This window comes from Lawsonibacter celer (genome assembly GCF_014281125.1).
Taxonomy (GTDB): Bacteria; Bacillota; Clostridia; order Oscillospirales; family Oscillospiraceae; genus Lawsonibacter_B; species Lawsonibacter_B celer.
On record NZ_JACOEA010000001.1, the window covers coordinates 281,176 to 293,688 of the forward strand.

13 protein-coding genes are annotated in these 12,513 nt (G+C 60.4%); 8 read left to right on the forward strand and 5 right to left on the reverse strand.

Going from position 1 to position 12,513, the window contains the following annotated elements; all coding sequences use genetic code 11:
• Positions 1 to 107 precede the first annotated feature (107 nt).
• Entirely contained in the window at positions 108 to 938 is an 831-nt protein-coding gene (locus H9Q75_RS01290) for a hypothetical protein (RefSeq protein WP_186564357.1), read from the forward strand.
• Positions 939 to 1,025: 87 nt separating this feature from the next.
• On the opposite strand, the gene H9Q75_RS01295 is transcribed toward H9Q75_RS01290, so the two are convergent.
• The 4 genes from H9Q75_RS01295 to H9Q75_RS01310 form a co-directional block, all read right to left on the reverse strand.
• Positions 1,026 to 1,700: a TVP38/TMEM64 family protein gene (locus H9Q75_RS01295; RefSeq protein WP_186564358.1), complete on the reverse strand. Its 675-nt coding sequence runs from the start codon at positions 1,698 to 1,700 to the stop codon at positions 1,026 to 1,028.
• 400 nt (positions 1,701 to 2,100) lie between these two features.
• The gene (locus tag H9Q75_RS01300; RefSeq protein WP_186564359.1) at positions 2,101 to 2,343 is read right to left on the reverse strand and encodes a hypothetical protein; all 243 of its coding nucleotides are present in this window, start codon (positions 2,341 to 2,343) and stop codon (positions 2,101 to 2,103) included.
• Between the two features lie 72 nt (positions 2,344 to 2,415).
• Complete coding sequence (gene pdxR, locus H9Q75_RS01305) at positions 2,416 to 3,822, reverse strand: MocR-like pyridoxine biosynthesis transcription factor PdxR (protein WP_186564360.1); 1,407 nt, start codon at positions 3,820 to 3,822, stop codon at positions 2,416 to 2,418.
• Positions 3,823 to 3,926: 104 nt separating this feature from the next.
• On the reverse strand, positions 3,927 to 4,106 hold the full coding sequence (locus H9Q75_RS01310; protein WP_186564361.1) for a hypothetical protein: 180 nt from the start codon (positions 4,104 to 4,106) through the stop codon (positions 3,927 to 3,929).
• 203 nt (positions 4,107 to 4,309) lie between these two features.
• On the opposite strand from H9Q75_RS01310, the gene H9Q75_RS01315 reads away from it, so the two are divergent.
• From H9Q75_RS01315 to H9Q75_RS01340, 6 genes are read left to right on the forward strand one after another with little or no spacing between them, the layout of a single operon-like run.
• Positions 4,310 to 5,593, forward strand: a complete 1,284-nt coding sequence (locus H9Q75_RS01315; protein WP_186564362.1) for a dihydroorotase — start codon at positions 4,310 to 4,312, stop codon at positions 5,591 to 5,593.
• A gap of 3 nt (positions 5,594 to 5,596) precedes the next feature.
• On the forward strand, positions 5,597 to 6,520 hold the full coding sequence (gene pyrF / locus H9Q75_RS01320; protein WP_186564363.1) for an orotidine-5'-phosphate decarboxylase: 924 nt from the start codon (positions 5,597 to 5,599) through the stop codon (positions 6,518 to 6,520).
• A gap of 15 nt (positions 6,521 to 6,535) precedes the next feature.
• Complete coding sequence (locus H9Q75_RS01325; protein WP_186564364.1) at positions 6,536 to 7,315, forward strand: dihydroorotate dehydrogenase electron transfer subunit; 780 nt, start codon at positions 6,536 to 6,538, stop codon at positions 7,313 to 7,315.
• Entirely contained in the window at positions 7,308 to 8,228 is a 921-nt protein-coding gene (locus tag H9Q75_RS01330; RefSeq protein WP_186564365.1) for a dihydroorotate dehydrogenase, read from the forward strand. Before H9Q75_RS01325 ends, H9Q75_RS01330 begins: the two co-directional genes overlap by 8 nt.
• A 40-nt stretch (positions 8,229 to 8,268) precedes the next feature.
• Positions 8,269 to 9,456, forward strand: coding sequence for a bifunctional histidine phosphatase family protein/GNAT family N-acetyltransferase (locus H9Q75_RS01335; RefSeq protein WP_186564366.1), 1,188 nt, complete (start codon positions 8,269 to 8,271; stop codon positions 9,454 to 9,456).
• Positions 9,407 to 11,374 carry a YgiQ family radical SAM protein gene (locus H9Q75_RS01340; protein WP_207720727.1) on the forward strand — a complete coding sequence of 656 codons (1,968 nt, stop codon included), beginning with the start codon at positions 9,407 to 9,409 and terminating at the stop codon, positions 11,372 to 11,374. The genes H9Q75_RS01335 and H9Q75_RS01340 overlap by 50 nt, the downstream gene beginning before the upstream one ends.
• Before the next feature lie 101 nt (positions 11,375 to 11,475).
• On the opposite strand, the gene H9Q75_RS01345 is transcribed toward H9Q75_RS01340, so the two are convergent.
• Positions 11,476 to 11,895: a hypothetical protein gene (locus H9Q75_RS01345; RefSeq protein ID WP_186564367.1), complete on the reverse strand. Its 420-nt coding sequence runs from the start codon at positions 11,893 to 11,895 to the stop codon at positions 11,476 to 11,478.
• Positions 11,896 to 12,082: 187 nt separating this feature from the next.
• On the opposite strand from H9Q75_RS01345, the gene H9Q75_RS01350 reads away from it, so the two are divergent.
• Complete coding sequence (locus tag H9Q75_RS01350) at positions 12,083 to 12,466, forward strand: Fur family transcriptional regulator (protein WP_186564368.1); 384 nt, start codon at positions 12,083 to 12,085, stop codon at positions 12,464 to 12,466.
• The last annotated feature ends 47 nt before the right edge of the window (positions 12,467 to 12,513 follow it).

Genomic DNA, 12,513 nt, shown 5'->3' on the forward strand with positions numbered 1-12,513 from the left:
TGTAGTCCGCACCAAACCCGCGCCCTCTCATAGAATGGAACGGAAGGGAGCATACCCGGATGAACGGTAGGCGCCCTTTTGCATCTTAACTATCGGGAGGTATTGCAATGCCTGATAAGGTCGTGCCCGGCCCCGTGCAGGATACCGACTGCATCCGCGAGGCTGTGTGCATACACACGAAAAAGATCTACGATTCCTGTAAAGATAAGGATTGTATCGAGGATCTGCGGTTCTACCCCACCCAGAATTCCCAGTGCGCCATTGATCGGGCGATCAGCATCAAGGCCGGCAAGGCCGAGCTGCTGTATGTGTACATTGATGTGGAGCCCATCGGCTTTAACCGTGGTTTTTACACCGTAGATGTGCGCTATTTCTACCGCGTCACCGCCGACGCCTTTGTCGGAGCTGCCCGCCCGGTGGAGGTTACCGGCCTGTGCGTCTTTGACAAACGGGTTATCCTCTTCGGAAGCGAGGGCTCCGCGAAGGTATTCTCTTCTGAGACCGCGTTCGAAGCCCTGGATGAGCAGAATATGCGCAAGAGCAATTTGCCCACCGCTGTGGTGGAGGCGGTAGACCCCATCGTGCTCAACATGAAGCTGGTAGATGTCTGCGAGTGCCGTCCATGCGACTGTGAGCTGACTGAGATTCCGCCCTGCATCTGTGCCTGCTTTGGCTGTGACCTGTGCTTTGGAAACGACGGCAAGCGGATCTACGTTACGCTGGGCCAGTTCTCCATCATCCGCCTGGAGCGGGATTCCCAACTGCTGATGCCGGTCTATGACTACTGCATGCCGGAGAAGGAATGTGCCTGCGGTGGTGAGGAAGATCCCTGTGAGATTTTCCGCCACGTGAGATTCCCGGTTGATGAGTTCTTCCCGCCCAACAGCATGTGCCCCTGCGGCGATGGATATCGCGACTTCAAAGCCTGCTGCAACTAACCATCGCAACACAGAAACACCCCGGCGTCAGCCGGGGTGTTTTTTGATTGCTGCGCTCCGGAATGCAGATCTAATGTGGTCAGGCCCCTACTTTCCAAAACGGGCCAACAAGGCGGCCTCCCATTTGTCCCCATATTTGAGTACGATCAGGAACAGCGCAAGGCCACCCGCGCCCAGCAGGAGCATGGCCCAGAGAGGCAGAGACAGGGCCGAGCCGCCCAGCGCGCAGGCGGCCAGCAGGCCCCATGGCCGGGCCAGCAGAACCATGAGAAAAAAGCGGCCGGAAGGGAGATCGGTGAGCCCGGCCAGAATACACAGCAGGTCGTCGGGAAAGAAGGGAAAGAGAAACGCCAAAAAGAGAAACACATCCCGCTTGCGGCGAATGACGTCCAGATACCGGGCGGAAATGGTTTGACTGACCAATTGATCGGCAAACGAGCGGCCCAGCACCCTGGCAAGGGCGAATACCAGCATGGAGCCGGCGCAGACAGCGGCTGTCGTGAGGAGGAAAGCGGGCCAGGTTCCGAAGAGCATGGCCCCGGCCAGGGCGGTGATATTGCTGGGGATGGGCGCGAGGATCACCGAGAGCAGCTGGATAAGAAAATAGGCCAGATGGGAGTAAGGAGCCAAGCGGTCAATATAGTCGCGCATGGCGGCCAGTGAGGACATGGCCTGAAAGAAGCCTGTCCGCCACAAAACGATTGCGCCGCCCAGCAGCAGAACGGCGGACAGAAAAATGAGAAGCCGGTTGAGTCGTTTCATGAGCGTTCACCCCATTTTGATTCCAACGCTAGGCTACCACATTTTTCTGTCCGCCGCCACGGTAATTTGCTTAAGATTTTTTTAAGTCTTATAAAACAAAAAACCCACACCCTTCGGTGTGGCCTTTTCGGAAACCAAATTACCGCTCACTGCGGATGACCTGGTCATCGCTTCCAAAGATGAGGTCGTCTACATCCAAGGAGCTGATACCCTTGTACCATACCATACTGTACATTCCTCCTTTCTCTGTATTGTGGACCCAGTATACGATAGTTTCTTGTAAAGTGCAAGGGGTTGTTTGTAAGATTCACATAAAATTTACAATTTAAAATTGTAAGAAATGACGGAACAGAGGGCAAAGTGAAGCCCCGCCTCTCGGGGGAAAGGGCGGGGCTAGCCTTTACAGCCACAAGGGGGGCGGCAGATAGGTTTGCCGGCCGATCTCCGGTATGGGGGAGGGCTCTTCCGCAGAAGGGCCCCGCTGGCATTGGGCGGCAAAGGCGTGCAGGCGTTCCAGGGAGTCCACGGAGCGGTAGCGGGCCGTGATCTGGTCCTGTACATAGTCGGGCAGACGGTTAAAGTACTCCTCGGCCCGCGGCTCATGGCGGAAAAGAGAATACAAATCCGCGTAGGGATGTCTCATTGTTTGGTCACCTCGCCCTTAGCATGTACGGCGGGCGGGGCAGTCATACTGGAAAAATCCGCACTGGTACGGCTAAAAATTCCAGACCGATTTAAGCCGGCGCAGGGCGGGTTCCATAGCCTCCGGCGGGGTACGGGTATAGCCCAGGATCAGGCAGGGGTCCTGATTGGGGGGCGGCGGTGTGAGATAACAGCCGTCCAGCGGGGCGACTCCTACCCCGGCCTTGGCGGCCAGCGCGGCCAGTTCGGCCTCTGAGCGGCAGTCATGCAGCCGGAGCAGAAGGTGCAGCCCCGCGTCGCCTCCGGAAAAAGCCCCGACCTTCAGCAGGCCGGTTTCTTTGGCTGCGGCCAGCAGGGCTTCGCGCCGGGCTTTATAGCGGATACGGGTGCGGGAGAGATGCCGCTCGAAGTGCCCCCGCTCCATAAACAGAGCCAAGGCATACTGTTCAAAAGCCGGGACTGTGGAGGAATAGAAGCGCAGTTCCCTCCGGTAGCGCTCCAGCAGATGGGGCGGAAGAACCATATAGCTGATTCGCAGAGAAGGGGCCAGACTCTTTGCAAACGTATTTAAATAGATGACCCTCTCGCCGCCGTCCAGGCTCTGGAGGGCGGGAATGGGGCGGCCGGAGAAGCGGTATTCGCTGTCGTAGTCGTCCTCGATGATATAGCGCTCCCGGCACTCCATGGCCCAGGCCAACAGCGCTTTGCGCCGGGTCACGGGCATAATGATGCCCATGGGGAAGTGGTGGGCGGGTGTCACATGGGCCACCCGGACCGGGGCGGCCTCCAGGGCATCCACCCGCAGGCCCTGTCCATCCAGCGGGAGCGGGACCACTTGGGCGCCGTTGCTGGCAAAGATCCGGGCCGGCTTTGTATAGCCCGGGTTTTCCACTCCGTAGCCGCCCTCACGGCCCAACAGTTGCACCAGCAGGCCGATCAGATACTCGGACCCGGCCCCCACCACAACCTGTTCCGAATCTGCCTGAATTCCGCGGAAACGGTATAAATGCTCTGCAATGGCCCGGCGCAGCTCGGGCGAGCCCTGGGGATGGGTGGAGGAGAGCAGCGCAGCCTCCCGGGCGGAGAGCACCTCGCGCATGAGCTTCGCCCAGGTGGCAAACGGAAAAAGCCCGGTGTCTACCCGGCTGGTGGAAAAGTCATATTGAAATGGGGGCGAAACCGCCAGCTCCGCGGCAGACGGAATCGGACGGCAGGCCGGAGGGGACGTGGGCAGGGCCTCCAGCGGCTGGACAAAGAAACCGCGTTTGGGCTCGGAACGAAGATACCCTTCAGCCAGCAGCTGACTGTACGCCCCCTCTACGGTAATAACGCCCACTTTCAGGTGGGCCGCCAGCGCCCGTTTAGAGGGCAGCCGTTCTCCGGCACGGAGGCGGCCAGCCTCCATCTCTCCCCGGATATGGTGGTAAATCTGCTCATAGAGGGGCTGCTTGGACGAGTGATCCAGAATCGGAGTGAGCAAGAAAATTCCTCCTGACCTTATCTTTTTCCTGTACTTTGTTTCTTATCATAAGGCCAGAAGGGGGAAAGGTCAAGAGGCGCGGCCTGTGCCGCGCCTCTTTTTGGTTACAGACCCATTGTGTCGGCCAGATCGTCCTTGAACTGGTCCACCTTGCAGGCCGTCCGGCGTGCGGCCCTCCGCATGTCCCGCATGGCATCCGGCCGTTTGGCGGCCACTACAATGCCGATGGCAGCGCCTGCCAGCACGCCCAGGCCCATGCCTTCCCAAAATGTCGTCTTGGTCATATCCAGCACTCCTTTCTGACTGACAGTGATATTGTGCCCGAAAATCCGGAAAAATCCGTTGCTAAAAAATGCGATTCCATATATAATGTAACGGACAAAGTTTGTTTGCTGACAGAAAGGGGCGGGGGAGACCCAAGCCCTTTTGCTATGCAGAGATTCCGCCGCGGCGCGGGGATCTCCGCGGTTTAGAAAGGAGTGTTCAAGTGAAGCTGCTCATACGCCAAGGTCGGCTGGTCGACCCCGTGGGGGGCATCGGCGGCGTAATGGACATTCTCGTGGAGGACGGCAGGGTGGCCGTCATCGGCAGTGATATTCGAGAGCATGGGGCCCAGGTGGTTGACGCCCGGGGACTGGTGGTGTGCGCAGGATTGGTGGATATGCACGTCCACCTGCGGGAGCCAGGATTTGAGTATAAGGAGACCATCGCCACCGGGGCTTTGGCGGCGGCGCGGGGCGGATTTACCTCCATTGCCTGCATGCCCAATACCAAGCCGGCTGCCGACAGTCCGGAACAGATTGAGTGGATCCGGCAAAAGGCTGCGCAGGCCTGCGGCGTGCATGTATGGCCCATTGGGGCGGTGACCAGGGGCGAGAAGGGCCAGGAACTGACGGATTTTGAGGCGCTGAAGGCTGCGGGCGCGGTGGCCCTGTCCGACGATGGGATGCCGGTGCAAAACGCCAACCTGGTTCGGGACGCTCTGATCCTGGCCCACCGGCAGGAGCTGACCATCCTCTCCCACTGTGAAGATGCGGACATGGTAAAAAACTACGCGGTGAACGAGGGGCGGATCTCCCGCCAGCTGCGCCTGCCCGGAAGGCCCGCCATCGCGGAGGAGATTATGGTGGCCCGGGACGCCATGCTGGCGGAAGAGACCGGTGCGGCGGTGCACATCTGCCATATCTCCACCGCAAAGGCGGTGGGCCTGGTGCGCCGCTATAAGCGCAAGGGGGTGCAGATCACCTGTGAAACCTGTCCCCAGTATTTTTCGCTGACGGAGGAGGAGATCCTGGCCCACGGCTCCCTGGCGCGGGTGAATCCGCCTCTGCGCACCAGCGCGGATGTGGAGGCCATTATTGAGGGGCTCAAGGACGGCACCATTGACGCTATCGCCACCGACCACGCCCCCCACTCCGCCGAGGAGAAGGCCCGGCCGCTGCCGGAGGCGCCCAGCGGAATGGTGGGACTGGAGACCGCCCTGGCGGTCACCCTGACCTACCTCTACCATACCGGGGAGATGGGACTGTCCGATATCCTGCGCAAAATGACGGTCAATCCGGCCTGTATTCTGCGCATTCCTGCCAAGGGCCGCCTGTCCGTAGGCGCGGATGCGGATATGGTGATCTTTGATCCGGACGAGGAGTGGACGGTGGACCCGGAACAGTTTGCCTCCAAGGGCCGCAATACGCCCTTTGCGGGGCAAAGGCTTAAGGGAAAAGTCAAATATACCATCGTGGGCGGCAAAGTCGTCTGCGGGGAGGGAGAATAAGATATGTCTTTTGATCTGCTGCAGGATAAAATCCGCGCCATGAAAAACCCCACCGTCGCCGGCCTGGACGCCCGCATCGAGTACGTGCCGGAGCACATCCGCCAGGCCGCTTACGCCGAATACGGGGTGGGCCTGAGGGGGGCCTGTGAGGCGATCTATCAGTTCAACGTGGGCCTGATCGACGCCCTGTGCGACGTGATCCCCGCAGTCAAGCCCCAGGCGGCCTACTATGAGAATCTGGGCTGGCAGGGGCTGGAGATGCTGGAGCGCACCATCCGCTACGCCAAGAGCAAGGGCCTCTTTGTCATTGCCGATATCAAGCGGGGAGACATCGGCTCCACCGCAGCAGCCTATGCCGAGGGCTGGCTGTCCGGGGCAAAGATCGAGGGGGAGAGCTTCAAGAGCTTTGACGCCGACTGTGTGACCCTCAACGGGTATATGGGCTCGGACTCCATCAAGCCATTTCTGGAGGCCGCAAAGGGGGAGGATAAGTGCGTGTTTGTGCTGGTCAAAACCTCCAATCCCGGCTCCGGGGAGCTGCAGGACATCGTGGCCGGGGACCGGCTGGTGTACCAGGTGATGGGCGATCTGAACGAGCGAATTGCCAAGGGAACCGAGGGCAAGTACGGCTATACTATGGCGGGCGCGGTCACCGGGGCCACCTACCCCTCGGATATTCGCGCCCTGCGCAAGCGGCTGGAGCACACCTTCTTCCTGGTGCCCGGCTACGGCGCCCAGGGCGGGACCGCCGAGGATGTGCAGTTTGCCTTTAATAAATATGGCCATGGGGCCATTGTCAACTCCTCCCGGGGCATTATGTGCGCCTGGCAGAAGACCGGGGGCGACGGCCATGACTTCCAGGACGCCGCCCGCAGCGCCGCCATCGCCATGCGGGACGATATCAAGCAGTTTGTAACGATTGTATAATTGGGGGGCGTTTCTATGCCGGTGGAACAGATTTGCACCATCGTCAGCGCGGACAGGCTCAACGAGTTTGCCTACTCCTTTACCCTGGAGGCGGGGAAGCTGGTGGAACAGCAGGGGCTGCGCGCCGGACAGTTTTTACATATCCAGTGCGGAGAGGGGCTGCTCCTCCGCCGTCCCATCTCAGTCTCCCTGGCTCAGGCCGACGACCCGGAGGACCTGGTGCGCATTGTCTTTGAGGTGCGGGGCGAGGGAACCAGGTGGCTGGCCGGCCGCCGTGCGGGGGAAAAGCTCAATGTGCTTGGCCCTCTGGGCAACGGATTTGCCTGCGGGCCCAAGGATCGGCTGCTTCTGGTGGGCGGCGGTATCGGCGTGCCTCCGCTGCTGGGCCAGGCGGCCCTTACCTGGGGACACTCCACCGCTGTGCTGGGCTTCCGCTGTGCCGAGCGGGCCATGCTGGTGGAGGATTTTCGGGAGAAATGCAGGGAGCTCCACCTGTGCAGCGACGACGGCTCTCTGGGCTTCCACGGCTTTGTGCATCAGAAGCTGGAGCAGCTTCTGGAGAAGGACGCGGACTATACCGCGGTGCTCTCCTGCGGCCCCAAGCCCATGCTTCGAAGCGTGGCGGAGACAGCTGAGCGCTTCGGCGTGCCCTGTCAGGTCTCCCTGGAGGAGCGCATGGCCTGCGGCGTGGGCGCCTGCCTGGGCTGCGCGGTGCAGATGGCGGACGGGACCATGAAGCACGTGTGCAAGGATGGCCCGGTATTTGACGCCAGGGAGGTGGACTGGAATGTCTAAGACAGTGGATCTGTCCGTGGAGCTGGCGGGTGTTCGGCTGAAGAACCCCGTGCTGGTGGCCTCCGGCACCTTTGGCTTTGGCCGGGAGTACGGGGAATTTTACGACCTGTCCGAGCTGGGCGGCATCTGCGCCAAGGGGCTCACCCCCGCCCGGCGGGAGGGCAATCCGCCTCCCCGCATTGCGGAGACGCCTATGGGCATCCTCAACTCCGTGGGACTCCAGAACCCCGGCGTGGACGCGTTTATCGCCCATGAGCTGCCTGAACTGAGAAAGCACGACCTGGCGGTGGTGGCCAATATCTCGGGCAATACCCCGGAGGAGTACGGAGAGATGTGCGAAAAGCTCTCTGAGGCCGGGGTGGATTTGATCGAGGTCAATATCTCCTGCCCCAATGTGAAGGCAGGGGGGCTGGCCTACGGCACCCGGCCGGAAATGGCAGCGGAGGTCACCCAGATCGCCAAGCACCACGCCTCGGTGCCTGTGATGGTCAAGCTTTCCCCCAACGTGACCGACGTCACGGAGATCGCCCGGGCGGTAGAGGGGGCGGGGGCCGACGCGGTCAGCCTCATCAACACGCTGCGGGGAATGCGCATCGACGTAAACACCCACCGGCCAATACTGAAGATGAATACCGGCGGCCTGTCCGGCCCTGCCGTGCTGCCCGTGGCGGTGCGCATGGTATGGGAAGTGGCCAATGCGGTCAAGATTCCCATCCTGGGCATGGGCGGCGTGGCCAAGGCCGAGGATGCGGCCCAGCTGATGCTGGCCGGCGCCACTGCCGTGGCGGTGGGGACTGCCTGCTTTGCCGACCCCTTCACACCCATCAAGGTGCGGGACGGCCTGGCGGCGCTGGCGGAGACCCAAGGGCTGGAGCGGGTCTCCGACCTGACGGGCGCGGTGCAACCCTGGTAAGCAGATTCCCTTTACAGAAAATACGCAGGAGAGAAGACCTATGACCCTGATTTACCTCATCCGCCATGCGGAGGCGGAGGGCAATCTCTACCGCCGCATTCATGGCTGGTATGACAGCCTGATTACCGACAACGGTTACCGCCAGATCGCGGCCCTGGCCAATCGTTTTGAAAAGGTCCGGATTGATGCGGTGTATTCCAGCGACCTCTTCCGTACCTGTACCACAGCAGGGGCCATCTGGAAAAGTCATGGCCTGGAGCTGCACACCCGCCGAGATCTGCGGGAGATGCATGTGGGCGTGTGGGAGGACGAGCCCTGGGGCGCGCTGGAGCACAAGGACCGGAAGCGCCTGCTCCAGTTCAATCACAGCGCCCCGGAGTTCGTTGTGGAGGGGGGCGAGACTTTTGACCAGTTGCAGACGCGCATGAAGAGGGCCGTGTTTGAGATTGCGGCGGCCCACCCCGGGCAGACGGTGGCCGTCTTTTCACACGGCACGGCTATCCGCTGCCTGCAGGCCGCGCTCAGGGGCCTGGGGCCCGGGGAGATGGACGCCCTGGGGCACAGCGACAACACCGCTGTCACCTGCCTGCGGGTGGAGGAGGGCCGGGCGGAGCTCGTCCTGGAAAACGACAACTCCCATCTGCCGGAGGAGATTTCCACCTTGGGGCGCCAGAAGTGGTGGAAATCCCAGCAGGGGAAGGCGGCGGACGCCAACATGTGGTTTTGCCCGCTGGACCTGGAGCATGAGCCGGAGCGGTATCTGGCGGCCCGCAGAGACGCATGGGTGGACGTCCACGGCCCGGACATCCCCTTTGACGGAACCGGCTTTCTTCAGGCGGCCAGAGTCCACTGGAGCTATGACCGCCGGGCGCTGATCTGCGCGATGCTCCGGGAGGAGCCGGCGGGTATGCTGGAGCTGGATCTGGAGCGCTTCGCATCGGAGCGGGTGGGCTATATTCCCTTTGTGTACATGACGCCGGAGCGCCGCAAGCAGGGGCTTGGGGTACAGCTGATTGGTCAGGCGATTTCACTTTACAGGCCTTTAGGACGGGACTGGCTGAGGCTGCGATGTGCGCCAGAAAACCAGGTGGCCCAGCGCTTTTATAAGAAATATGGCTTCACAAAAACAGGCGAGGAGCACAGCGGCCCAGTGAAGCTGGACATTTTGGAGAAATACATTGGATACGACAATCACGAGAGACAATTTTCTGCCGGTCAGCCGGGATGACCTGGAGAAGCGGGGCTGGGACTGGTATGACTTCCTGCTGATTACCGGGGACGCCTATGTGGATCACCCCTCCTTCGGGCCAGCCATCATCTCCCGCTTGCTGGAGGCGGATGGGTATCGCGTGGCCATCCTGGCCCAGCCGGACTGGAGGAAGCTATCCTCCTTTACAGCACTTGGCCGGCCGCGTCTGGGCGTTTTCCTTTCCAGTGGAAACATTGATTCCATGGTGGCCCACTATACCGTGGCCAAGCGCCGCCGCAGCGCGGACGCCTATTCCCCGGGGAATCGGACCGGGCTGCGGCCGGACCACGCGGCTGTGGTATATGCCAATAAGGTGCGGGAGGCCTTCGGCGAGATTCCGGTGATTGTGGGCGGGCTGGAGGCCAGCCTGCGCCGATTTGCCCACTATGACTATTGGGAGGATAAGGTGCGCCGGGCCATCCTCTTTGACAGCCAGGCGGACCTGCTGGTCTATGGCATGGGGGAGACCGCCACCCGTGCGATTGCCGCCCGGCTGGCCTCCGGTACCCCTGTTGGGGAAATCACAGATATAAAGGGAACAGCCTTTATAGCAAAAAATCCATCCGCCTGCGTCTATCCGAAGGTGGAGTGTCCCTCCTATGAACAGGTATGCGCGGATAAGCGGGCCTATGCCCAAGCAAACCGGATCCAGTATGAGGAGCATGACCCGGTGCGGGGAAAGGCCATTCTGCAGCGCCACGGGGACCGGTTGCTGGTGGTGAACCCTCCGGCCATGCCCCTGACCACCGCGGAGCTGGACGCGGTGGCGGAGCTGCCCTATGTGCGGGAGCCCCACCCTATGTACGACGAAATGGGCGGCGTGCCTGCCATTGAAGAGGTCCGCTTCTCCGTAGCCCACAACCGGGGGTGTTTTGGGGCCTGCAATTTCTGCTCCCTGGCGTTTCACCAGGGGCGTATCATCTCCTCGCGCAGCCATGAGAGTGTCATCCGCGAGGTGACCGCCCTTACCAGACACCCGGGCTTTAAGGGCTATATTCATGATGTGGGGGGCCCTACCGCGAATTTCCGTCGTCCGGCCTGCACTAAGCAGCTCAAGGCCGGTATGTGCCGCAACCGGGCTTGCTTGGCGCCTACCCCGTGTCCCAATCTGGATGTGGACCACACCGACTATCTTATGCTCCTACGTAAGCTGCGTGCGATCCCGGGGATCAAAAAAATTTTTATCCGCTCCGGGATCCGCTTTGACTATATGCTCCAGGATAAAAGCGGCGAGTTTTTCGCCGAGCTGGTGCAGTATCATGTCTCCGGCCAGCTAAAGGTGGCCCCGGAGCACTGTGTGGGCGGCGTGCTGGACTACATGGGCAAGCCTCATATCGAGACCTATGAGAAGTTTAAACAGAAGTATGAGCGGCTCAACCAGCGCTACGGCAAGGAGCAGTATCTGGTGCCCTATCTCATGTCCTCCCACCCGGGCTGTACCCTGGCCGATGCGGTGGAGCTGGCGGAGTGGATCAACCGGACCGGCCGCCAGCCGGAGCAGGTACAGGATTTTTACCCCACACCGGGCACCCTATCCACCTGTATGTACTATACTGGCATCGACCCGCGCACCATGCAGCCGGTGTATGTGCCCAAGGATCCTCATGAGAAGGCCATGCAACGGGCCCTCATGCAGTGGAAGCGGCCGGAAAAACGTCCCCTGGTCCTGGAGGCGTTGCGCCGTACCCAGCGGGAGGATTTGATCGGCTATGGAAAGGGCTGCCTGCTCCGGCCGACGGGTGCCCCGAAGGGCCGTCCTCGTGAAAAGCATGCCCAGAGGGGAACTGGGCAGACCCGGCGGCCCGGCCGGACGGCCAGACCGGTAAAAAAGGCGGGATGGGCGGCGGCGAAGCCAAAGAAAAATACAAAGTCGAAGAACCGTCACAAGGCAAAATGACGCGGCTGAAAAGGTGCTTTGTTAAGAGCGGCATATTCCGGTTTCCAGTGAAAGAAGAAGCAGAACCTCCGGTGTTAACCGGAGGTTCTGCTTTTGTCCTGTTATCGGACAGCGTCTTTCACACCAGTTCCGATGTCCTTAGCCGCGTTTCCAACACCGTTTACGATATCTCCAGCACCGTCTACAATCCCGCGGGCGACATCACCGACGCCGTCGGTTACGCCGCGGGCGGCGTTCCCGATATCACGGGTCGCGTCCCGGGTGGTAACGTCCGTTTTGGTATTGGACGTACCAGGAGTGACTGGGCGTACCGCCGTACCGGCCATACCGGCAGAACCGTTGGTTCCGCTGTCAGGGGTCGTGGTCACCTCAGGCGTCGTGTCGGGGGTGGCCTCAGGGGTAACGGTAGGAGTTGTAGTAGCCGGGGTAGGAGTTACGCTGGGCGTCTTATTCGTGCCGCAGCCTGTCATGGCCAGGGTAAGCGCAAGACTTAGGCACAGGATGGTAAAGATTCGCTTCATTCCGCATCCTCCAGTCTGTTTCTGATCTTCGGACTAAAATCCTTCACAAAATCTCCGTCCGGATTCTAGTATGCACTTCACACAGATCTTTACACCCGGAAAAAATTTTTGAAAAAGGGCTTGCATCTTTTGGGGATTTCTGATATTTTAATAACGATAATAGTTATTAGTAAAAGAGAGGTGAACCATGAACGGAAAGCGATACTCCCGTCAGCGGGAGCTGATTTATGCCGCACTGAAAGGGACGGATCAGCACCCAACCGCAGAGATGATCTATCAATGGCTTAAGCCGGAGAATCCAAACCTGAGCCTTGGCACTGTATACCGAAATCTCAATCTTCTGGCCGATGAGGGCGCTATTGCCCGAATGGCATTTCCGGTCGAGCGGTATGATGCCGAGACAAGGCCCCACCCGCATTTTTGCTGCCAGGCGTGCGGCAGTGTATATGATTTGTCACTGCCCTATGACAAGGCGCTGGATGAGCAGGCTCTTTTGGCCAGCGGTCACGACGTGACGGGGCATGAGCTGATTTTTTACGGAACCTGTGCCAAGTGCAAGGATGTGCATTAAAATCCTGCGCCGGGCGTGTACGGAACGGAGAAAGGCTCCGCCGTATT

Bases quoted from the DNA above. Each gene is read 5' to 3' on its own strand.
- H9Q75_RS01290 (WP_186564357.1), top strand. From the start codon at position 108: ATGCCTGATAAGGTCGTGCCCGGCCCCGTGCAGGATACCGACTGCATC.
- H9Q75_RS01325 (WP_186564364.1), top strand. From the start codon at position 6,536: ATGCCGGTGGAACAGATTTGCACCATCGTCAGCGCGGACAGGCTCAAC.
- H9Q75_RS01345 (WP_186564367.1), bottom strand. From the start codon at position 11,895: ATGAAGCGAATCTTTACCATCCTGTGCCTAAGTCTTGCGCTTACCCTG.
- H9Q75_RS01310 (WP_186564361.1), bottom strand. From the start codon at position 4,106: ATGACCAAGACGACATTTTGGGAAGGCATGGGCCTGGGCGTGCTGGCA.
- H9Q75_RS01330 (WP_186564365.1), top strand. From the start codon at position 7,308: ATGTCTAAGACAGTGGATCTGTCCGTGGAGCTGGCGGGTGTTCGGCTG.
- pyrF (WP_186564363.1), top strand. From the start codon at position 5,597: ATGTCTTTTGATCTGCTGCAGGATAAAATCCGCGCCATGAAAAACCCC.
- H9Q75_RS01335 (WP_186564366.1), top strand. From the start codon at position 8,269: ATGACCCTGATTTACCTCATCCGCCATGCGGAGGCGGAGGGCAATCTC.
- H9Q75_RS01295 (WP_186564358.1), bottom strand. From the start codon at position 1,700: ATGAAACGACTCAACCGGCTTCTCATTTTTCTGTCCGCCGTTCTGCTG.
- H9Q75_RS01300 (WP_186564359.1), bottom strand. From the start codon at position 2,343: ATGAGACATCCCTACGCGGATTTGTATTCTCTTTTCCGCCATGAGCCG.
- H9Q75_RS01350 (WP_186564368.1), top strand. From the start codon at position 12,083: ATGAACGGAAAGCGATACTCCCGTCAGCGGGAGCTGATTTATGCCGCA.